Below are 19603 nucleotides of genomic sequence, written 5' to 3'. Positions count from 1 at the left end.
ACGCCCGCGACTCGGACATAATCGGGGGTATGGACCGATACGAACGCATCACCGCCCTGCATCGTCTGCTCAAGTCCGCTCGCTACCCGGTGACGGTGGCGACGCTGCAGGACAAGCTTGCCTGTTCCCGCGCCACCGTCTACCGCGACCTGGCCTTCCTGCGCGATGCGCTGATGGCGCCGATCGAGGGCGATGGCGAGGCCGGCTTCCGCTACCAGGCCGATGAAAGCGATCGTTTCGAGCTGCCGGGCCTTTGGCTCAGCTCGGAAGAACTGCATGCCCTGCTGGCCTCGCAGCACCTGCTGGCGCGCACCGGCGGCGGCGTGCTGTCGTCGGTGCTGGCGCCGCTGCAGCAGCGTATCGAGGGCCTGCTGGCGGCCCAGGCCGGCGTCTCCAGCTGGCCGGTGGACCGGGTGCGGGTCATTCCGCACCGCGGCCGCAAGTTCGACGAAGCCAGCTTCCGCACCGTGGCTTCGGCGGTGCTGGAACGCAAGCAGCTGGCATTTGAATACCGCGCCCGCTCCACCGACGAGCCGACCCGGCGCACGGTGTCACCGCAGCGCCTGACCCACTACCGCGACAACTGGTACCTGGATGCCTGGGACCATGACCGCGAAGCCCTGCGCAGTTTCGCCGTCGATCGCGTGTACAAGGCGCGGGTGGTGGACGAAGGCGCCAGGGACGTGGCCGACACCGAACTGGACGAGCAGCTGGGCGCCAGCTACGGCATCTTCTCCGGCGCGCCCAAGGGCTGGGCGACCATCCTGTTCAGCGCCAAGGCGGCGCGCTGGGTGGCCGACGAGCACTGGCATTCCAAGCAGCAGGGGCGTTTCCTGCCCGATGGCCGCTATGAACTGAAAGTGCCCTACAGTGTCTCGCGCGAGCTGCTGATGGACGTGCTGCACTATGGCTCCGACGCCGAGATCGTCGAACCGGTGATGCTGCGCGAGCAGGCCAAGGCGCTGCTTGACCTGGCCCTGAGCAACTACGAAAAATCCTGACCCTCCCCCCGAGAGACCCCCTGCACCCATGAAGAAGACCCTGTTGCTGCCCCTGTTCGCCGCTGCGCTGGCCCTGACCGCCTGCGGCAAGTCCGGTGAGCCCTCGCAGAAACTGGTGGTGGCCGCCACGGCGGTGCCGCACGCGGAGATCCTGGAGGTGGTCAAGCCGATCCTGAAGCAGGAAGGCGTGGAACTTGACGTGCGCGTGTTCAATGACTACGTGCAGCCCAACGACCAGCTGGTGCAGAAGCAGGTGGACGCCAATTACTTCCAGACCGAACCGTACCTGGATGCCTACAACCGCGATCGCAAGACCGACCTGACCAAGGTGATCGGCGTGCACATCGAGCCTTTCGGTGCGTACTCGCGCAAGGTGAAGTCGCTGGCCGAGCTGCGCGAAGGTGCCGACGTGGTCATCCCCAACGATCCCAGCAACAACAGCCGCGCGCTGATCCTGCTGCACAAGGCCGGGGTGATCGAGCTGAAGGACCCGACCAACGCGCTTTCCACCCAGCGCGACATCGTGTCCAACCCGAAGAAGTTGAAGTTCCGCGAGCTGGATTCGGCCATGCTGCCGCGCGTGCTGGACCAGGTGGACCTGGCCCTGATCAACACCAACTACGCGCTGGATGCCGGCCTGAACCCGACCCAGGATGCACTGGCGATCGAGAGCAAGGATTCGCCGTACGTGAATTTCCTGGTGGCGCGCCCGGACAACAAGGACGATGCGCGCGTGCAGAAGCTGGCCAAGGCGCTGACCAGCCCGCAGGTGAAGACCTTCATCGAAACCAAGTACAAGGGCGCGGTGCTGCCGGCGTTCTGATGTTGGGGTAGCGCCGGGCCATGCCCGGCGTATCCGGGATTCGCCGGGCATGGCCCGGCGCTACCCATCTCAATCGACGTGGAAGGCCAGCGTTGCGGCCACCGCCTGCTGCCAGCCGGCGTACAGTTTTTCCCGGCGGGCCGCTTCCATCTGCGGCTCGAAGCGCCGGTCCAGGCCCCATTGCGCGGCAATCTGCTCGCGGCTTTCCCAGAAGCCCACCGCCAGCCCGGCCAGATAGGCCGCGCCCAGCGCGGTGGTTTCGGTCAACCGCGGCCGCAGCAGCGGCACGCCCAGGATGTCGGCCTGGAACCCGGCCAGGAAATCATTGGCGATCGCGCCGCCATCGGCGCGCAGCTCGCTCAGCGCGATGCCGGCGTCGGACTGCATGGCATCCAGCACGTCGCGGGTCTGGTAGGCCATGGCCTCCAGCGCGGCACGCGCGAAATGTGCCTTGCTGGTGCCACGCGACAGGCCGAACATTGCCCCGCGCACGTCGCTGCGCCAGTAAGGTGCGCCCAGGCCCACGAAGGCCGGCACCAGGTACACGCCGCCGCTGTCGGGCACCTGCGCGGCCAGCGCCTGGCTCTGGCTGGCATGGTCGATCATGCGCAGGCCGTCGCGCAGCCACTGCACCACCGAACCGGCCACGAAGATCGAGCCCTCCAGGGCGTATTCCACCTTGCCGTGCAGGCCCCAGGCGATGGTGGTCAGCAGGCCGTTGCGTGAACGCACGGCCTGGTCACCGGTGTGCATCAACATGAAGCAGCCGGTGCCATAGGTGTTCTTCACCCGCCCGGGGCTGAAGCAGGCCTGGCCGAACAGCGCGGCCTGCTGGTCGCCGGCGATGCCGGCAATGGGAATGGGGTGGTCGAAGAAGAACTGGGGCCGCGTATGCGCGTACACCGCACTGGAATCGCGGACCTGCGGCAGCATGGCGCGCGGGATGTCCAGCAGTGCCAGCAGGTCGTCGTCCCAGTCCAGCGTGTGGATGTTGAACAGCAGCGTACGTGCGGCGTTGCTGTAGTCGGTCACGTGGGCCTGGCCGCCGCTCAGGTTCCACACCAGCCAGCTGTCGATGGTGCCGAACAGCAGTTCGCCGCGCTCGGCGCGCTGCTGCGCACCGGGCACATGGTCCAGGATCCAGCGCACCTTGGTGGCCGAAAAATAGGCATCGATCAGCAGCCCGGTACGCTCGCGCACCAGCGCCTCGTGGCCGTCCGCACGCAGGCGCTCGCAGATGGCCTGGCTTTGCCGCGACTGCCAGACAATGGCGTTGTGGATCGGCTGGCCGGTGGCGCGGTCCCAGACCACGGTGGTCTCGCGCTGGTTGGTGATGCCCAGCGCGGCGATCTGGCGCGGATCGATCTGTTCGCGGCTGAGCAGTTCGGTCAGCGTGGCATAGACGCTGGTGAGGATCTCGCGTGGGTCATGTTCGACCCAGCCGGGCTGCGGAAAGATCTGCGCGAACTCGCGCTGCGCGCTGCCGACGATATCGCCGGCGTGATCGAACAGGATGGCGCGTGAACTGGTGGTGCCCTGGTCGATGGCCAGCACGTAGCGGGGCGTCATGGAGCGTCTCCGGTGGCGATGGGGAAATCCTACGGCATCGCGATGGAAGGGGCGGTGTGCGGGTGGGATGACGCGGTGTGTGGGGTTGCCGGAGAACCGTACGGGCGGCATGGCGTGGGATTGTCGCGGAGCCGTATGGACGGCGTGGCGTGGGATTGCCGGGGAACCGTATGGACGGCGTGCTGTGGGATTGTCGGGGAGCCGTAGAGTCGAGCTTGCTCGACTGCTTTTCGCGGCAGTCGAGCAAGCTCGACTCTACGATGCGGGGCAGTCGAGCAAGCTCGACTCTACGAAGCGGGGCAGTCGAGCAAGCTCGACTCTACGAAGCGGGGCAGTCGAGCAAGCTCGACTCTACGAAGCGGGACGTCGAGCAAGCTCGACTCTACGAAGCGGGACGTCGAGCAAGCTCGACTCTACGAAGCGGGAAGTCGAGCAAGCTCGACGCTACCGGTCCTGCATCCAGGTCTGCAGGCGTGCTGCCTGTGCTGCATCCAGGCGCAGGCCGAGCTTGCTCCGGCGCCACAGCACATCTTCTGCACTGCGTGCCCATTCGTGTTCGCGCAGGAACGCCACTTCGCGTGCATGCAGGCCGGCACCGAAGTCTTCGCCCAGCGCAGGCAGGTCACGCGCGTCCTCCAGTAGTTCGGCGCTGCGGCTGCCGTAGGCATGGGCCCAACGGTGCGCCAGACCGGCAGGCAACCATGGCGCGCGCTGCTGCAGCTGCGCGGTCGCATCTGCCGCGTCACCCCAGTCGCTGCCGGGCAGAGCAGGGCCGTGCGCGGTCCAGGCCGGACCCATCTGCGGCAGCGCGCCGCGTAGCAGCTCCAGCGCCTGTTCGGCCAGCACGCGGTAGGTGGTCAGCTTGCCGCCCAGCACGTGCAGCGCGGGCGCCCCGTCGTCCTGCAGCTGCAGCCGGTAATCGCGGCTCAGGCGTGCTGCGCGCGGGTCCGGATCAGCCAGCAGGGGGCGCACGCCGGCGAACTGCCAGACCACCTGCGATGGCGTGACCGGATCGCGCAGATAGCGGCTGGCTGCGGCGCACAGGTAGTCGATCTCTTCAGGCAGCACCGTGCAGCGTGCCGGGTCGCCGCGATAGTCGGTATCGGTGGTGCCGACCAGCAGATGGTCGCTGGCAAAGGGCAGCAGGAACACCACGCGGCCATCGGGCTGCTGCAGCAGGCAGGCGCTGTGGCTGGGCCAGGGCCGGCGCAGCACGATGTGGCTGCCCTGCACCAGGCGCAGGGCAGGGGCGCCACTGTTCGCGTGCATCTGCTGCAGCAGGCTGCCCGCCCACGGGCCGGCGGCGTTCAGCACCGCGCGGGCGTGAACGGCGAAGGGAGGTTCGGCGGCGGTCTGCAGCTGCGCCTGCCAGTGCGTGCCATGCCGCTGCACCTGCAGGCAGCGGGTGCCGGTCAGGATGCGTGCGCCGCGGCCAGCGGCATCGAGCGCGTTGAGCAGCACCAGGCGCGCATCATCCACCTGTGCGTCGGCGTAGCTGAAACCGTGGTGCAGATGCGGTAGCAGCAGGGCGCCGATCGGGTCGGCCTGCAGGTCCACTGCGGTGGCGGCGGGAAAGGACGGGCTGCGTTGGCCCAGGTGGTCGTACAGCCACAGGCCCAGCCGCAGCATCCAGCGCGGCCGCAGGTGCGGTTCCCACGGCAGCACGAAGCGCAGTGGCTGCACCAGGAAGGGCGCCTGCCGGCGGACGATCTCGCGTTCGCTCAAGGCTTTGCGCACCAGCGCGAATTCGCCCTGTTCCAGGTAGCGCAGGCCACCGTGGATCAACTTGCTGCTGGCGCTGGAGGTGTGCGCGGCCAGATCGTGCTGTTCGCACAGCAGCACGCGCAGGCCACGGCCGCTGGCATCACGGGCGATGCCGGCACCGTTGATGCCGCCGCCGATCACCAGCAGGTCTACCTCGTGCATGGGCGTTCCCGTGTGGCCAGGTAGAGTCGAGCTTGCTCGACTGCCTCCCGCGTAGAGTCGAGCTTGCTCGACTGCTTCCCGCGTAGAGTCGAGCTTGCTCGACTGCTTCCCGCGTAGAGTCGAGCTTGCTCGACTGCTGGAGAAACAGTCGAGCAAGCTCGACTCTACAGAAAACGGCAGTCGAGCAAGCTCGACTCTACAGAAAACGGCAGTCGAGCAAGCTCGACTCTACAGAAAACGGCAGTCGAGCAAGCTCGACTCTACAGAATGCGGGCGACGGAAACGACGACGGGCCCCGCAGGGCCCGTCGCGTTATTGCAGTGAAGCGGGTACGTGCTTAGAAGCGGGCACCGATACCGAAGCCCACGGTCCACGGGTCGATCTTGGCTTCACCCACCTTCACGCCATCGATCTTCACGTCCGGGCGCGAGCGCATGTAGCGCGCGTCGGCACGGGCGAACCAAGTGGAATTGATGTTCATGTCCACGCCGACGGTACCGATCACGCCCTTGGCATCCTTCAGGCGGATGTCCGAGGTGCTGCCATCGGACAGCGATTCATTGCTGAAGGCCGACTGGAAGTAGCCCACGCCCACGAACGGACGGAACACGTTGTCGGCCTGGCCGAAGTGGTACTGGCCGCTCAGTGCGACCGGCTGCTGCTCGACGCTGCCCAGGCGGGCATTGCCCGGACCCTTCACGCGGTGGTCGAACTTGTCGGCGGCGCCCCACAGTTCAACGGCCCAGTTGTCGTTGACGTAGTAGCTGAAGCTGACGGTCGGCGCCGGGCCACCATCGACCTTCTTCACGCCTTCGATCGGATCGTTCTTCGGCTGCAGCAGCGTCACCCCGCCAACCACGGCAAAATGCTTGCCCGAGGCGGTGTCGGTGCTGCTGCTGTCCTGGGCGAAAGCGGCCGGCGCAAAGGCGGCGGAAGTCAGCAGGGCGAGGCTCAGAATACGGATGGAGCGCATGGGGGAATCTCCTGATGTTTCTTGTTTTTGGGCCCCCGGTTGCGGGGCGAGCACACCGTAGTCGCCCCAACATGAATCGAATCCGACGCGCGTTAAAAAATGGTTTTCCTTGTTCAGCGAACAGCGCGAAAGCGCTGTTTCAAAGGGGTTTTTGATGCGGCGTGATGTTCATGCTGTTGTAGATGATGTGAGTGTCGAACACCTGTGCATCGGCTTTCCTGCGCAGGTGAACGACGACTGTCGCGTGTTGTTGCTGGGTTCGATGCCGGGCGTGGCATCGTTGCAGGAACAGCAGTACTACGCGCACCCGCGCAATCGTTTCTGGCCGCTGCTGAGCGCGCTGTGCGGTTTCGATGCGGGGCTGCCCTACGCGCAGCGCCTGCACGCGCTGGCCGCTGCGCGGGTGGGGCTGTGGGATGTGATCGGCCAGTGCCAGCGGCGCGGCAGCCTGGATGCGGACATCGTGCGTGGCAGCGAAGTGCCCAATGCGCTGCCTGCGTTGATCGCCGGCCTGCCTTCGCTGGTGCTGATCGGCTGCAATGGTGCCGCCGCGGCCCAGGCCTTCCGGCGCTGGGTGCTGCCGCAGCTGGTGGCGCCGCCGCCGGTGCTGGCCTTGCCCTCCACCAGCCCGGCCAATGCCGCCTGGTCCTTGCCCCGCCTGCGCCAGGCCTGGCAGCCGGTGGCCGACGCACTGGCGACATGAAGCGGACATCGACGGGACAATACGCTACCCACTGGAAGCCCGCGCAGGCCCGTGGCAACAGCGTGTCCCGGTGGCGTGCGTACTGAAAACACCTGTAACGGTTGGCGCTGGCCCCCGCTGGCCGCACAATAGACGTTTCCCTACACCAGATTGCCGGAGTTATCCCCATGGCCGAAATCAAGGAAGCACTTGTCCCCGATATCGGTGACTACAGCGATATCCCGGTAATCGAGGTGCTTGTCGCCGTCGGCGATACGGTCAAGAAGGACCAGGGCCTGGTCACGCTGGAAAGCGACAAGGCCACGATGGAAGTCCCGTCCTCGGTCGCCGGTGTGGTCAAGGAAATCAAGGTCAAGGTCGGCGACAACCTGTCCGAGGGCAAGGTCGTGGCGCTGATCGAAGTGGCCGAAGGCGAAGCCGCCAAGCCCGCCGCTGCTGCCCCGGCCCCGGCCAAGGCTGCTGCCCCGGCTGCCGCCACCCAGAGCGCGCCGGCCCCGGCCGCTGCTGCCCCGGCCGCCCCGGCCGCCCCGGCCGCCAGTGGCGGTGCGGTGGAAGCCCTGGTGCCGGACATCGGCGATTACACCGACATCCCGGTCATTGAAGTGCTGGTCGCCGTGGGCGACACGGTGAAGAAGGACCAGGGTTTGGTCACGCTGGAAAGCGACAAGGCCACCATGGAAGTGCCGTCCTCGGTGGCGGGCGTGGTCAAGGAACTGAAGGTCAAGGTCGGCGACACCCTGTCGCAGGGTGCCGTGGTCGCCATCATCGAAGCCGAAGGTGCCGCCGCTCCGGCCGCTGCTGCCCCGGCCCCGGTGGCTGCCGCGCCGGCCGCTGCCCCGGCTCCGGCCCAGGTCAGCGCCCCGGCGCCGGCCCAGGCCGCCACCCCGTCCGCAGGCGCGCCGTCCAGCCCGCCGGTGCAGTTCAACGCCGATGGCGTGCTGCCGGCCAAGGTGCCCTATGCCACCCCGGCCGTGCGCGTGTTCGCCCGCGAACTGGGCGTGGACCTGCTGCAGATCAGCGGCACCGAGAAGGGCGGCCGCATCACCAAGGGTGACGTGCAGAAGTTCGTCAAGGCCGCGCTCAGCGGTGGCGTGCCGGCTGCCGGCGGTGCCGCCGTGCCCGCCGGTGGTGGCCTGAACCTGCTGCCGTGGCCGAAGGTCGACTTCAGCAAGTTCGGCGAAACCGAAGTGCAGCCGCTGTCGCGCATCAAGAAGATCTCCGGCGCGAACCTGGCCCGCAACTGGGCCATGATCCCGCACGTCACCCAGTTCGAACAGGCCGACATCACCGACCTGGAAGGCCTGCGCGTGGCGCTGAACAAGGAAAACGAGAAGGCCGGCATCAAGCTGACCATGCTCGCCTTCCTGATCAAGGCCAGCGCCGCGGCACTGAAGAAGTTCCCGGAATTCAACGCCTCGCTCGATGCCAGCGGTGAAAACCTGACCCTGAAGAAGTACTTCCACATCGGCTTTGCCGCCGATACGCCGAACGGCCTGGTCGTGCCGGTCATCCGCGACGTGGACAAGAAGGGCGTGGTGCAGATCGCGCAGGAAACCGGCGAACTGGCCAAGAAGGCGCGCGACGGCAAGCTGGGCCCGGCCGACATGAGCGGCGGCTGCTTCTCGATCAGCTCGCTGGGCGGCATCGGTGGCACCGCGTTCACCCCGATCGTCAATGCACCGGAAGTGGCCATCCTGGGCGTGTCCAAGTCCTCCATCCAGCCGGTCTGGAATGGCAAGGAATTCGCGCCGAAGCTGATGCTGCCGCTGTCGCTGAGCTACGACCACCGCGTCATCGATGGCGCCCTGGCCGCACGCTTCACCACGTACCTGTCGCAGGTACTGGCCGACATGCGCCGCGTGCTGCTGTAAGGCCGCGCTTCGCCCCCACCGTGCGGCCGCTGCCCCTGGCGCGGCCGCGTGAACAGATGCAGTGACAGCCCGCCGGCCCGCCCGGCCGGGCACGAGGAAAACCACCATGGCCACGATTGAAGTCAAGGTTCCCGACATCGGCGATTACAGCGATGTGCCGGTGATCGAAGTGTTGGTCGCCGTCGGCGACACGGTGAAGAAGGACCAGGGCCTGGTGACCCTGGAATCGGACAAGGCCACCCTGGAAGTGCCGTCGTCGGCCGCCGGTGTGGTCAAGGAAATCAAGGTCAAGCTGGGCGACACGCTGTCCGAAGGCGCCGTGGTCGTGCTGCTGGACGCTGAAGGCGCCGCCGAAGCCCCGGCCAAGGCCGCCGCGCCGGCCCCGGCTGCGGCCGCCCCGGCCAGCAAGCCGCCGGTGACCCCGTCGCACCGCGCTCCGGCCGAGCCGGCGGCGCCGAAGCCGGCGCTGTCCAGCGGCAAGCCGGCCGACATCGAATGCGAAATGGTCGTGCTGGGCTCGGGCCCGGGCGGCTACACCGCCGCCTTCCGCGCCGCCGACGTCGGCCTGGACACGGTGCTGGTGGAGCGTTACGCCAGCCTCGGCGGCGTCTGCCTCAACGTGGGCTGCATTCCGTCCAAGGCGCTGCTGCACGCTGCGGCGGTCATCGACGAAGTGGCCCATGCCGGCGATTTCGGCGTCGAGTTCGGCAAGCCGACCATCACCCTGGACAAGCTGCGCCAGTACAAGGAAAAGGTGGTCAACCAGCTGACCAAGGGCCTGGCCGGCATGGCCAAGCAGCGCAAGGTCCGCAGCGTGCAGGGCGTGGGCAAGTTCGTTTCCGCCAACGAGCTGGAAATCACTGCCGCTGACGGCAGCACCCAGCTGCTGCGCTTCCAGAAGTGCATCATCGCCGCCGGTTCGCAGGCGGTGAAGCTGCCGAACTTCCCGTGGGACGACAAGCGCGTGATGGATTCCACCGACGCGCTGGAGCTGGCCGAAGTGCCGGGCTCGCTGCTGGTCGTCGGCGGCGGCATCATCGGCCTGGAAATGGCCACCGTGTATGGCGCGTTGGGCAGCAAGGTCACCGTGGTCGAGTTCATGGACCAGCTGATGCCGGGCGCCGACAAGGACCTGGTCAAGCCGCTGGCCGACCGCCTGAAGAAGCAGGGCATTGAAGTGCACCTGAAGACCAAGGCGTCCGGCGTCACCGCCGATGCCAAGGGCATCACCGTCACCTTCGAAGCGGCCGAGGAAGGCCAGGCGCCGGCATTGGCGCAGGGCACCTTCGATCGCGTGCTGGTGGCCGTGGGCCGCTCGCCGAACGGCAAGAAGATCGATGCTGAAAAGGCCGGCGTGCAGGTCACCGATCGCGGTTTCATTCCGGTCGATCGGCAGATGCGCACCAACGTGCCGCACATCTTTGCCATCGGCGATATCGTCGGCAACCCGATGCTGGCCCACAAGGCCACGCACGAAGGCAAGCTGGCCGCCGAAGTGGCTGCCGGCCACAAGAAGGAATGGGTCGCCCGCGTGATTCCGTCGGTGGCCTACACCAACCCGGAAATCGCCTGGGTGGGCGTGACCGAAACCGAAGCCAAGGCCAAGGGCCTGAAGGTCGGCGTGGCCAAGTTCCCGTGGGCCGCCAGCGGCCGCGCGATCGGCATCGGCCGTACCGAAGGCTTCACCAAGCTGATCTTCGACGAAGAGACCCACCGCATCATCGGTGGTGCCATCGTTGGCGTGCATGCCGGTGACCTGCTGGCCGAAATCGGCCTGGCCATCGAAATGGGTGCCGAAGCCGAAGACATCGGCCACACCATCCACGCGCACCCGACGCTGAGTGAATCGGTGGCGATGGCCTCGGAAATCTACGACGGCACCATCACCGATCTGTACATGCCGAAGAAGAAGTAACGCGCTCGCGCGCTGTAAACAAAAACCCGGCGAAAGCCGGGTTTTTTGTTGCCTGAATCATGCGTGGGGCTTCGTTTGCCGCTGCGGCGAGGGTCGGGGCCGCGCCGCGGGTGGCAGGCATTCCGGCAAATGTCCCCCGGCCGCCGCCTGGCGGCGCCAGCCTCCTCCTTGAATTTGCCCGAATGCCTGCCACCCGCGACGCGGCTCGGCTTTCGGCGGACAGAAAGCCGCGCCCTCCACAGCCCGCGCCCGACACACCATCAGCCACGCGTTCTGCACGGGAACACAAAAAACGCGGCGCCTGGTTGCCCGGGCGCCGCGTTGGAGTGAGAGAGAGCGGTAACGCTTAGAAGCTGACGCTGATACCGGCCACCGGGCCCTTGAATTCCTGCTTCAGGCCGATGGTGCCGTCGCTGCCCTTCTGGTCCACGTCCAGCTTGAACCAGTCGTAGCCGGCGAACACGCCGAAGTTGTCGGTGAAGCGGTAATCAACGATGGCATTGGCGCGGCTCAGGTCGCCCTTGTAGTCATCGAAGCTGCCCCAGCGGGTGTTCAGGTACTGGCCCTGCAGGGTGATCATCCACTTTTCAGAGGGGGTGAAGCTCAGCCGCGCACCGACCACCGGCGCCACGCCGTCAGCCTTCTCATCCAGGAACTGGCCTTCGTACACGGTGCCCAGATCGGCATAGCCCTTGGTGCTCACCTTGGCGTACTCGGCACCCAGCTGCAGGCCCAGGTCGAACTTTTCGGTGTCCACCACCGAGTAGTCGTACACCAGGCTGGCCACCTGGTACTTCAGTTCGGCCTTGACGAAGCTGTCGGCCGGCACGTTGACGTCACCGAACGTGATGTCCTGGCCCAGCGTCTCGCGGCGGTCCTTGTCGTACTTGAAGTAGTTGAACAGCAGGCGCTGGCGGTCGCTGATGCGGAACATGCCGTCGATGCGCGGTTCCCATTCCTTGCCGCCCAGCTTGAAGTCCTCGGAGAAGCCGATGTCCTGGCCGGCCACGTTGGTCTGGCCACGCAGCGTGTTGTCCGAATCGATGTTCATCGCACCCAGGCGCAGGGCGAAGCGGTCATCGCCTTCCGCAGCATGGGCGGACGAAGCGAAGGAGGCGCCGGCGGCGAGCAGCGAGAGGGCGAGCAGGGTGGGTACGGAGCGCATCAGAAAGTCCTTGCGGTGGTTCATTCGGGATGAAGGCCACTGTGCCGGACGCGCGCGTCCACCCTACGTGAACGTATGGTCCACGTTGCGTGGACGGTTCAGCGCGGTCATGACGTTGCAAAGAAGATGGCCCCGGAGCGCGCTTCGGGGCCATCCTGGGACCTGCAGGGCGGAGCATCGACGAGGAAGTGCAGCAGGCAGGTCGAAAGGTCAGACTGCAGGCGCGCGGGAAAGTTCCCGGCCGTGCGACCAAAGTTCAATACGCTGCGCCGCAGCATGCGGCGGACGCCATTGTCCCCCTGCTGGGCCGTAAAAAACCTGCCGTTCCCGCAACTTGCGGCTTCCGGGATGAACAGGCAGCGGTTGTCTCGCAAATTGTCCCATTGCTATAATTTGGCGGCTCGATGAGGCACCCCCTGTTTTAGCGGCCTCAGCCATTCACTTGTAACCACGTGGGACGTCCTGTGCTGAACTCCGTTGAAGCGGGTCGGCGACTGATGCTGCGCGCCGCGGTCTACCCGCTGGCTGCAGTCGCTGTGCTGGCTCTGGCCTTCCTCCTGGTAGGGCCGAAGTACGCCCTTGGCGCCCTGGCGTCCGGGGTGGCGATCTCGGCCGGTGGCTGGGTCGCGGCACGGATGGCGCTCAGTGGTGGGGCGGTGGCAGCGGGTTCGGCGATGGCGCGGCTGATTGTCGCGATTGTCGCCAAGTGGGTCGTGGTTTTCGGCGTCCTGCTGGTGGGGTTCCTGGTCTTCAAGCTGCCTGCATTGGCGCTGCTGGCCGGTATCGCCGTCGGTTTGATGTTCCAGGTCCTGGCCATGGCCAGGCGTTGACAAAAATTCAATTAACGAAGGTTCCGGACACATGGCGGGCGAGGCTCTAACCCCTACCAGCTACATCCAGCATCACCTGCAGAACCTGACCGCCCCGGTCGGTAACGGCGAAGGGATGTTCTGGCACATCCACGTCGATACGTTCCTCACCGCGGTCCTGATGGGCCTGGTGATCGTGGTCGCGTTCTGGCTGGGCACCCGCAAGGCCACCGCCGGCGTGCCGGGCAAGTGGCAGGCCTTCGTGGAAATCTGCCTGGAGTTCGTCGACCGCCAGGCCAAGGACACCTACCACGGCAAGAGCAAGCTGGTCACGCCGATCGCCATCACCATCTTCTTCTGGATTCTGCTGATGAATCTGCTGAAGATGATCCCGGCCGATTTCATCGCCAAGCCGCTGGAAATGGCCGGTATCCACTACTGGAAGCCCGTGCCGACCGCTGACGTCAACGCCACCCTGGGCATGGCCTTCAGCGTGTTCTTCCTGATGCTGTTCTTCGCCCTGCGTGCGAAGGGCCTGGGCGGTTTCATCAAGGAATTCCTGACGGCGCCGTTCGGCAAGTGGATGATGCCGTTCAACCTGATCCTCAACATCGTCGAGTGGCTGAGCAAGCCGATCTCGCTGGCGATGCGACTGTTCGGCAACATGTTCGGCGGCGAAATCGTGTTCCTGCTGATCTGGGTGCTGGGTGGTGCCGGTTTCTTCGGTGCCATTGCCGGTGGTGCGTTCGGCCTTGGCTGGATGCTGTTCCACCTGCTGGTGATCCCGCTGCAGGCCTTCATCTTCATGATGCTGTCGATCGTGTACCTGAGCCTGTCGGAAGACGCTCACTAAAGTTCCAAGCTTCAACGCGTTTCAACCTTCATCCGTTTCATCACCCTTAGCAACTTAGTTCCTGGAGATAACCATGTACTTCGCCGTCCTGACCAACTTCGCGCAGATTCAGAGCTCCACCGCCCTTGCCGTCGGCATCATGATCGGCCTGGCCGCGCTGGGCGCCGGTCTGGGTCTGGCCATCATGGCTGGTAAGTTCCTGGAGTCGGCCGCCCGCCAGCCGGAACTGATCCCGGTCCTGCAGGTCCGCATGTTCATCACCGCCGGCCTGATCGACGCCGCGTTCATCATCTCGGTCGCCGTCGGCCTGCTGCTGGCCTTCGCCAACCCGCTGTCGGCCGCCTTCGCTGGCGCCGTCACCAAGGCTCTGGCCGGCTGATACAGCGGTTTGAGACGACCGGGTGCTGATGCACCCGGTTTCGGATGAAGGTCCGGGTGCGCCGCTCCGGCGGCGCATCCACCCCGAAACCAGCGATCGAGCTAACCATGAATATCAATTTCACCCTTCTTGCGCAGGCGCTCGCCTTCGCTGGTCTGATCTGGATCATCGCGACCAAGATCTGGCCGCCGCTGATGAACGCGATCGAAGAGCGCCAGCAGAAGATTGCTGAAGGCCTCGCCGCTGCCGACCGCAGCCAGAAAGATCTGGCCCAGGCGCAGGAAAAGGTCAACGAAGCACTGAAGGACGCACGCACCAAGGCCAACGAGATCATCGACCAGGCCCACGCGCGCGCCAACCAGATCGTCGACGCTGCCCGTACCGAAGCGATCACCGAAGCCACCCGTCAGAAGGAACTGGCCCAGGCTGAAATCGACGCCGCCGCCAACCGTGCCCGTGAAGATCTGCGCAAGCAGGTGTCCGCGCTGGCCGTGACCGGTGCCGAAAAGCTGCTCAAGCGCGAAATCGACGCCAACGCCCACAAGGCGCTGCTCGACGAGCTGGCCTCGGAGATCTAAGGATGAGCCAGGCCCTCACGCTTGCCCGCCCGTACGCCCGCGCCGCCTTCGCGACCGCGCGCGACGAAGGCACGTTCGCGCCGTGGTCGGACGCCCTCGCGTTTTCCGCCCACGTCGCCGCCGACCCGCGCGTGGCGGCCCTGCTCGCCAACCCGGAGCTGGGTCGTGACGACGCCGTCGCCCTGCTGGCGCCGGTGAACCACGGCGAAAGCTACTCGCGTTTCCTGGCCATCCTGGCCGAATCGCATCGTCTGCCGCTGCTGCCGGAAATCGCCGGCATGTACGACGCCCTGCGCGCCGAAGCCGAACACGTGGTCAAGGCCACCGTGACCTCGGCCGCCGAACTGTCGGCCGGCGAGCTTGACGCGATCAAGGTCGCGCTGCGCAAGCGCTTCAACCGCGAGGTCGATGTGACCACCGCGGTGGATGCCTCGCTGATCGGCGGCGCCGTGATCGATGCCGGCGACGTGGTCATCGATGGTTCGCTGAAGGGCAAGCTGGCCCGTCTGCAGACCGCGCTCGCTAACTGAATTCATTTAACGTCCGGCCCCGCTGCCGGCACTAGGACTTGACGATGGCAACCACGCTCAACCCCTCCGAAATCAGCGAACTGATCAAGAACCGCATCGAGAAGGTCAAGCTGGCCGCGGAATCGCGCAACGAAGGCACCGTGACCAGCGTGTCCGACGGCATCGTGCGCATCTTCGGTCTGGCCGACGTGATGCAGGGCGAAATGATCGAACTGCCGAACAACACCTTCGCCCTGGCCCTGAACCTGGAGCGCGACTCGGTCGGCGCCGTGGTCCTGGGTGACTACGAGCACCTGCGCGAAGGCGACGTCGCCAAGACCACCGGTCGCATCCTGGAAGTGCCGGTCGGTCCGGAACTGCTGGGCCGCGTGGTGAACGCCCTGGGCGAACCGATCGACGGCAAGGGCCCGCTGGGCACCGACGTCACCGCCCCGGTGGAGCGCGTTGCTCCGGGCGTGATCTGGCGCAAGTCGGTCGACCAGCCGGTGCAGACCGGTTACAAGTCGGTCGACTCGATGATCCCGATCGGCCGTGGCCAGCGCGAGCTGATCATCGGCGACCGCCAGACCGGCAAGACCGCCATGGCCATCGATGCGGTGATCAACCAGAAGGGCACCGGCATCAAGTGCGTATACGTTGCGATCGGCCAGAAGGCTTCGACCATCGCCAACATCGTGCGCAAGCTGGAAGAGAACGGCGCGCTGGCCCACACCATCGTGGTGGCCGCCACCGCTTCCGAATCGGCTGCCATGCAGTACATCAGCGCCTACTCGGGCTGCACCATGGGTGAGTACTTCATGGACCGCGGCGAAGACGCGCTGATCGTGTACGACGATCTGTCCAAGCAGGCCGTGGCCTACCGCCAGATCTCGCTGCTGCTGAAGCGCCCGCCGGGCCGTGAAGCCTACCCGGGTGACGTGTTCTACCTGCACTCGCGCCTGCTGGAACGCGCTGCCCGCGTGTCCGAGGAATACGTCGAGAAGTTCACCGAAGGCAAGGTCACCGGCAAGACCGGTTCGCTGACCGCGCTGCCGATCATCGAAACCCAGGCCGGCGACGTGTCCGCCTTCGTTCCGACCAACGTGATCTCGATCACCGACGGCCAGATCTTCCTGGAAACCGACCTGTTCAACGCCGGCATCCGCCCGGCCGTGAACGCCGGTATCTCGGTGTCGCGCGTCGGTGGCTCGGCCCAGACCAAGATCATCAAGAAGCTGTCGGGCGGCATCCGTATCTCGCTGGCCCAGTACCGTGAACTGGCTGCGTTCGCGCAGTTCGCCTCGGACCTGGACGAAGCGACCCGCAAGCAGCTGGAGCGCGGCCAGCGCGTGACCGAGCTGATGAAGCAGAAGCAGTACGCGCCGATGTCCATCGCCAACCAGGCGCTGTCGATCTACGCCGTCAACGAGGGCTACCTGGACGACGTGCCGGTCAACAAGCTGCTGGCGTTCGAAGAAGGCCTGCACGCCCACTTCGCCAACACCCAGGGCGAACTGGTCAGCAAGGTCAACGCCACCGGCGGCTGGGACAACGACATCGAAGGTGCCTTCAAGAAGGGCATCGCCGAGTTCAAGACCACCGGCAGCTGGTAATCGCGGTCCTGTAGAGCGGAGCCATGCTCCGCTGGACCAGATGACAAACGGTTGAACAACGCGGGGCAGCAGCCCCGCGCCACGGGAAACAAGAGATGGCAAGCGGACGCGAAATCAAAACCAAGATCAAGAGCGTGCAGAACACCCGCAAGGTGACGCGCGCCCTGGAAATGGTCTCGGCCTCCAAGATCCGCAAGGCGCAGGATCGGATGAAGACCTCGCGTCCGTACGCGCAGGCGATGAAGCAGGTGATCGGCCACCTGGCCCAGGCCAGCACCGATTACCAGCATCCGTTCCTGGTCGAGCGTGAGCAGGTCAAGCGGGTCGGGTTCATCGTGATCTCCTCCGATCGCGGCCTGGCTGGCGGCCTGAACAACAACCTGTTCCGCAAGATGCTGGGCGAAGCCAAGGCATGGCAGGACAAGGGTGCAGAAGTGGACCTGGTGACCATCGGCCAGAAGGCATCGACCTTCTTCCGCCGCGTGAAGGTCAACATGGTCGGCAGCGTGACCCACATCGGCGACGTGCCGAAGCTGGAATCGCTGATCGGTGTGATCAAGGTCATGCTCGACGCCTTCACCGAAGGCAAGGTCGACCGCGTGTACCTGGTCTACAACCGCTTCGTGAACACCATGGTGCAGAAGGCCAGCTTCGATCAGCTGCTGCCGCTGCCGCCGGCTGAGAAGCAGGTCGCTCACCACGACTGGGATTACCTGTATGAACCCGATGCCGCGACCGTGCTGGAGCACGTGATGACGCGTTACATCGAGTCGCTGGTGTACCAGGCACTGCTGGAAAACGTCGCCTCCGAGCATGCCGCACGCATGGTCGCGATGAAGGCGGCGAGCGACAACGCCAACAAGCTGATCGGCACCCTGCAGCTCGTCTACAACAAGGCGCGCCAGGCAGCGATCACCCAGGAAATCTCCGAAATCGTCGGCGGCGCGGCAGCAGTCTGACCGCGTTCGTTCAAAGCACACATTAGAGGATGCAGCAATGAGTCAGGGCAAGATCGTTCAGATCATCGGCGCGGTCGTCGACGTCGAATTCCCGCGTGAGTCGGTGCCGAAGGTGTACGACGCACTGAAGGTCGACAACACCGAAATCACCCTCGAAGTCCAGCAGCAGCTGGGCGACGGCGTGGTGCGTACCATCGCCCTCGGTTCCACCGATGGCCTGAAGCGCAACCTGGTGGCCACCAACACCGACCGCGGCATCTCCGTGCCGGTCGGCGCTGGCACCCTGGGCCGCATCATGGACGTGCTGGGCCGTCCGATCGACGAAGCCGGCCCGGTGGCCGCCAGCGACAGCTGGGAAATCCACCGTGCGGCCCCGTCGTACGAAGACCAGAGCCCGGCCACCGAACTTCTGGAAACCGGCATCAAGGTCATCGACCTGATGTGCCCGTTCGCCAAGGGCGGCAAGGTCGGCCTGTTCGGCGGCGCCGGCGTCGGCAAGACCGTCAACATGATGGAACTGATCAACAACATCGCCAAGGCGCACAGCGGTCTGTCCGTGTTCGCCGGCGTGGGTGAGCGTACCCGTGAGGGCAACGACTTCTACCACGAAATGAAGGACTCCAACGTCCTGGACAAGGTGGCGATGGTGTACGGCCAGATGAACGAGCCGCCGGGCAACCGTCTGCGCGTCGCCCTGACCGGCCTGACCATGGCCGAGTACTTCCGCGACGAGAAGGACGAAAACGGCAAGGGTAAGGACGTCCTGCTGTTCGTCGACAACATCTACCGCTACACCCTGGCCGGTACCGAAGTGTCGGCACTGCTGGGTCGTATGCCGTCCGCCGTGGGTTACCAGCCGACCCTGGCCGAGGAAATGGGCGTCCTGCAGGAACGCATCACCTCGACCAAGAACGGTTCGATCACCTCGATCCAGGCCGTCTACGTGCCCGCCGATGACTTGACCGACCCGTCGCCGGCGACCACCTTCGCCCACCTGGACTCGACCGTTACCCTGTCGCGTTCGATCGCCTCGCTGGGTATCTACCCGGCCGTGGATCCGCTGGATTCCACCAGCCGCCAGATGGACCCGCTGGTCATCGGCCACGAGCACTACGACACCGCCCAGCGCGTCCAGCAGACCCTGCAGAAGTACAAGGAACTGAAGGACATCATCGCCATCCTGGGCATGGACGAACTGTCCGAAGAAGACAAGCAGGCCGTGTCGCGCGCCCGCAAGATCGAGCGCTTCTTCAGCCAGCCGTTCCACGTGGCCGAAGTGTTCACAGGTTCGCCGGGCAAGTACGTGCCGCTGAAGGACACCATCCGTGGCTTCAAGGCCATCGTCGATGGCGAGTACGACCACCTGCCGGAGCAGGCGTTCTACATGGTCGGCGGCATCGAAGAAGCGGTCGAGAAGGCCAAGAAGATGGCTGAGAAGGCCTGATCATGAGCACCATTCGTTGCGACATCGTCAGCGCTGAACAGGAAATCTTCCGTGGCGAAGCGACCCTGGTCGTGGCGACCGGTGAGCTGGGCGAGCTGGGCATTGCGCCCAAGCACGCCCCGCTGATCACCCGACTCAAGCCCGGCAAGGTCGTGGTCACCACGCCGAACGGCGAGCAGCTGGATTTCGCCATTTCCGGCGGCATCCTGGAAGTGCAGCCGCAGGTAGTGACCGTGCTGGCCGACACCGCCATCCGCGCCCAGGACATCGACGAAGCCTCGGTCCGCAAGGCCAAGGAAGAAGCCGAGCGCATCCTGGCCAACCGTGGTGAAGCGATGGAAGTGGCCGAAGCCCAGCAGAAGCTCGCCGAAGCCGTGGTCCAGCTGCAGGCCCTGGAACGTCTGCGCAAGAACCTCAAGCACTGACGCCAGGCGCTGGCGCCTGCCATTACGGTCAGGGCACGCGTTGAAGAGATCGCCGGCCCCGTGCCGGCGATTTTTTTTTGCACGAAGG

18 protein-coding genes are annotated in these 19603 nt (G+C 65.6%); 14 read left to right on the top strand and 4 right to left on the bottom strand.

Annotated elements, in window-relative coordinates:
• The first annotated feature begins 29 nt into the window (after window positions 1–29).
• Both C1931_RS17545 and C1931_RS17540 read left to right on the top strand, forming a co-directional pair.
• Complete coding sequence (locus C1931_RS17545) at window positions 30–1001, top strand: YafY family protein (protein ID WP_108750356.1); 972 nt, start codon at window positions 30–32, stop codon at window positions 999–1001.
• A 28-nt stretch (window positions 1002–1029) separates the two neighbouring features.
• Window positions 1030–1824, top strand: a complete 795-nt coding sequence (locus tag C1931_RS17540) for a MetQ/NlpA family ABC transporter substrate-binding protein (protein ID WP_108750357.1) — start codon at window positions 1030–1032, stop codon at window positions 1822–1824.
• A gap of 69 nt (window positions 1825–1893) precedes the next feature.
• Here the strand turns inward: C1931_RS17540 and glpK are convergent, their stop codons facing one another.
• From glpK to C1931_RS17525, 3 genes are all read right to left on the bottom strand, one after another.
• On the bottom strand, window positions 1894–3393 hold the full coding sequence (gene glpK / locus C1931_RS17535; protein ID WP_108754246.1) for a glycerol kinase GlpK: 1500 nt from the start codon (window positions 3391–3393) through the stop codon (window positions 1894–1896).
• Between the two features lie 444 nt (window positions 3394–3837).
• Complete coding sequence (gene glpD / locus C1931_RS17530; protein ID WP_108757237.1) at window positions 3838–5319, bottom strand: glycerol-3-phosphate dehydrogenase; 1482 nt, start codon at window positions 5317–5319, stop codon at window positions 3838–3840.
• Between the two features lie 337 nt (window positions 5320–5656).
• Window positions 5657–6292 carry an OmpW family outer membrane protein gene (locus tag C1931_RS17525; protein WP_108754244.1) on the bottom strand — a complete coding sequence of 212 codons (636 nt, stop codon included), beginning with the start codon at window positions 6290–6292 and terminating at the stop codon, window positions 5657–5659.
• A gap of 154 nt (window positions 6293–6446) precedes the next feature.
• Between C1931_RS17525 and C1931_RS17520 the strand changes: the two genes are divergently transcribed.
• The 3 genes from C1931_RS17520 to lpdA all read left to right on the top strand — a co-directional run bounded on the left by C1931_RS17520 (window position 6447) and on the right by lpdA (window position 10781).
• The gene (locus tag C1931_RS17520) at window positions 6447–6995 is read left to right on the top strand and encodes a DNA-deoxyinosine glycosylase (protein ID WP_199913888.1); all 549 of its coding nucleotides are present in this window, start codon (window positions 6447–6449) and stop codon (window positions 6993–6995) included.
• A 167-nt stretch (window positions 6996–7162) separates the two neighbouring features.
• Window positions 7163–8866 carry a dihydrolipoyllysine-residue acetyltransferase gene (gene aceF / locus C1931_RS17515; RefSeq protein WP_108757235.1) on the top strand — a complete coding sequence of 568 codons (1704 nt, stop codon included), beginning with the start codon at window positions 7163–7165 and terminating at the stop codon, window positions 8864–8866.
• A 106-nt stretch (window positions 8867–8972) separates the two neighbouring features.
• Complete coding sequence (gene lpdA / locus C1931_RS17510) at window positions 8973–10781, top strand: dihydrolipoyl dehydrogenase (RefSeq protein WP_108757234.1); 1809 nt, start codon at window positions 8973–8975, stop codon at window positions 10779–10781.
• A gap of 346 nt (window positions 10782–11127) precedes the next feature.
• Here the strand turns inward: lpdA and C1931_RS17505 are convergent, their stop codons facing one another.
• A complete protein-coding gene (locus C1931_RS17505) occupies window positions 11128–11946 on the bottom strand; it encodes a hypothetical protein (RefSeq protein WP_108757799.1) in 819 nt (272 codons plus the stop codon).
• 497 nt (window positions 11947–12443) lie between these two features.
• On the opposite strand from C1931_RS17505, the gene C1931_RS17500 reads away from it, so the two are divergent.
• The 9 genes from C1931_RS17500 (at window position 12444) to C1931_RS17460 (ending at window position 19515) form a co-directional block, all read left to right on the top strand.
• Window positions 12444–12776 carry a hypothetical protein gene (locus C1931_RS17500; RefSeq protein WP_057496518.1) on the top strand — a complete coding sequence of 111 codons (333 nt, stop codon included), beginning with the start codon at window positions 12444–12446 and terminating at the stop codon, window positions 12774–12776.
• 31 nt (window positions 12777–12807) lie between these two features.
• Entirely contained in the window at window positions 12808–13608 is an 801-nt protein-coding gene (gene atpB, locus C1931_RS17495) for a F0F1 ATP synthase subunit A (RefSeq protein WP_108750365.1), read from the top strand.
• 73 nt (window positions 13609–13681) lie between these two features.
• Window positions 13682–13987, top strand: coding sequence for a F0F1 ATP synthase subunit C (gene atpE, locus C1931_RS17490; protein WP_005411133.1), 306 nt, complete (start codon window positions 13682–13684; stop codon window positions 13985–13987).
• 107 nt (window positions 13988–14094) lie between these two features.
• Window positions 14095–14565: a F0F1 ATP synthase subunit B gene (locus tag C1931_RS17485; RefSeq protein WP_108750366.1), complete on the top strand. Its 471-nt coding sequence runs from the start codon at window positions 14095–14097 to the stop codon at window positions 14563–14565.
• A 2-nt stretch (window positions 14566–14567) separates the two neighbouring features.
• Window positions 14568–15095 carry a F0F1 ATP synthase subunit delta gene (locus tag C1931_RS17480; RefSeq protein WP_108750367.1) on the top strand — a complete coding sequence of 176 codons (528 nt, stop codon included), beginning with the start codon at window positions 14568–14570 and terminating at the stop codon, window positions 15093–15095.
• Window positions 15096–15139: 44 nt separating this feature from the next.
• Window positions 15140–16687, top strand: a complete 1548-nt coding sequence (gene atpA / locus C1931_RS17475) for a F0F1 ATP synthase subunit alpha (protein ID WP_108750368.1) — start codon at window positions 15140–15142, stop codon at window positions 16685–16687.
• 95 nt (window positions 16688–16782) lie between these two features.
• On the top strand, window positions 16783–17646 hold the full coding sequence (gene atpG / locus C1931_RS17470) for a F0F1 ATP synthase subunit gamma (RefSeq protein WP_010481324.1): 864 nt from the start codon (window positions 16783–16785) through the stop codon (window positions 17644–17646).
• A gap of 37 nt (window positions 17647–17683) precedes the next feature.
• Entirely contained in the window at window positions 17684–19090 is a 1407-nt protein-coding gene (atpD, locus tag C1931_RS17465) for a F0F1 ATP synthase subunit beta (protein ID WP_032129045.1), read from the top strand.
• A gap of 2 nt (window positions 19091–19092) precedes the next feature.
• A complete protein-coding gene (locus C1931_RS17460; protein WP_005419509.1) occupies window positions 19093–19515 on the top strand; it encodes a F0F1 ATP synthase subunit epsilon in 423 nt (140 codons plus the stop codon).
• The last annotated feature ends 88 nt before the right edge of the window (window positions 19516–19603 follow it).

This window comes from Stenotrophomonas sp. YAU14A_MKIMI4_1 (assembly GCF_003086855.1).
Classification (GTDB): Bacteria; Pseudomonadota; Gammaproteobacteria; order Xanthomonadales; family Xanthomonadaceae; genus Stenotrophomonas.
The sequence above is the reverse complement of the archived record's forward strand: the minus strand, read 5'-3'. Positions and strand labels throughout refer to the sequence as shown.

Excerpts from the sequence above, each read along its gene's own strand:
- C1931_RS17485 (WP_108750366.1), top strand. The coding sequence starts at position 14,095 with ATGAATATCAATTTCACCCTTCTTGCGCAGGCGCTCGCCTTCGCTGGT.
- C1931_RS17500 (WP_057496518.1), top strand. The coding sequence starts at position 12,444 with ATGCTGCGCGCCGCGGTCTACCCGCTGGCTGCAGTCGCTGTGCTGGCT.
- C1931_RS17505 (WP_108757799.1), bottom strand. The coding sequence starts at position 11,946 with ATGCGCTCCGTACCCACCCTGCTCGCCCTCTCGCTGCTCGCCGCCGGC.
- atpE (WP_005411133.1), top strand. The coding sequence starts at position 13,682 with ATGTACTTCGCCGTCCTGACCAACTTCGCGCAGATTCAGAGCTCCACC.
- C1931_RS17540 (WP_108750357.1), top strand. The coding sequence starts at position 1,030 with ATGAAGAAGACCCTGTTGCTGCCCCTGTTCGCCGCTGCGCTGGCCCTG.
- C1931_RS17480 (WP_108750367.1), top strand. The coding sequence starts at position 14,568 with ATGAGCCAGGCCCTCACGCTTGCCCGCCCGTACGCCCGCGCCGCCTTC.
- glpD (WP_108757237.1), bottom strand. The coding sequence starts at position 5,319 with ATGCACGAGGTAGACCTGCTGGTGATCGGCGGCGGCATCAACGGTGCC.
- atpG (WP_010481324.1), top strand. The coding sequence starts at position 16,783 with ATGGCAAGCGGACGCGAAATCAAAACCAAGATCAAGAGCGTGCAGAAC.
- atpB (WP_108750365.1), top strand. The coding sequence starts at position 12,808 with ATGGCGGGCGAGGCTCTAACCCCTACCAGCTACATCCAGCATCACCTG.
- glpK (WP_108754246.1), bottom strand. The coding sequence starts at position 3,393 with ATGACGCCCCGCTACGTGCTGGCCATCGACCAGGGCACCACCAGTTCA.
- aceF (WP_108757235.1), top strand. The coding sequence starts at position 7,163 with ATGGCCGAAATCAAGGAAGCACTTGTCCCCGATATCGGTGACTACAGC.
- C1931_RS17525 (WP_108754244.1), bottom strand. The coding sequence starts at position 6,292 with ATGCGCTCCATCCGTATTCTGAGCCTCGCCCTGCTGACTTCCGCCGCC.
- C1931_RS17545 (WP_108750356.1), top strand. The coding sequence starts at position 30 with ATGGACCGATACGAACGCATCACCGCCCTGCATCGTCTGCTCAAGTCC.
- atpD (WP_032129045.1), top strand. The coding sequence starts at position 17,684 with ATGAGTCAGGGCAAGATCGTTCAGATCATCGGCGCGGTCGTCGACGTC.
- C1931_RS17460 (WP_005419509.1), top strand. The coding sequence starts at position 19,093 with ATGAGCACCATTCGTTGCGACATCGTCAGCGCTGAACAGGAAATCTTC.
- atpA (WP_108750368.1), top strand. The coding sequence starts at position 15,140 with ATGGCAACCACGCTCAACCCCTCCGAAATCAGCGAACTGATCAAGAAC.
- lpdA (WP_108757234.1), top strand. The coding sequence starts at position 8,973 with ATGGCCACGATTGAAGTCAAGGTTCCCGACATCGGCGATTACAGCGAT.
- C1931_RS17520 (WP_199913888.1), top strand. The coding sequence starts at position 6,447 with ATGCGGCGTGATGTTCATGCTGTTGTAGATGATGTGAGTGTCGAACAC.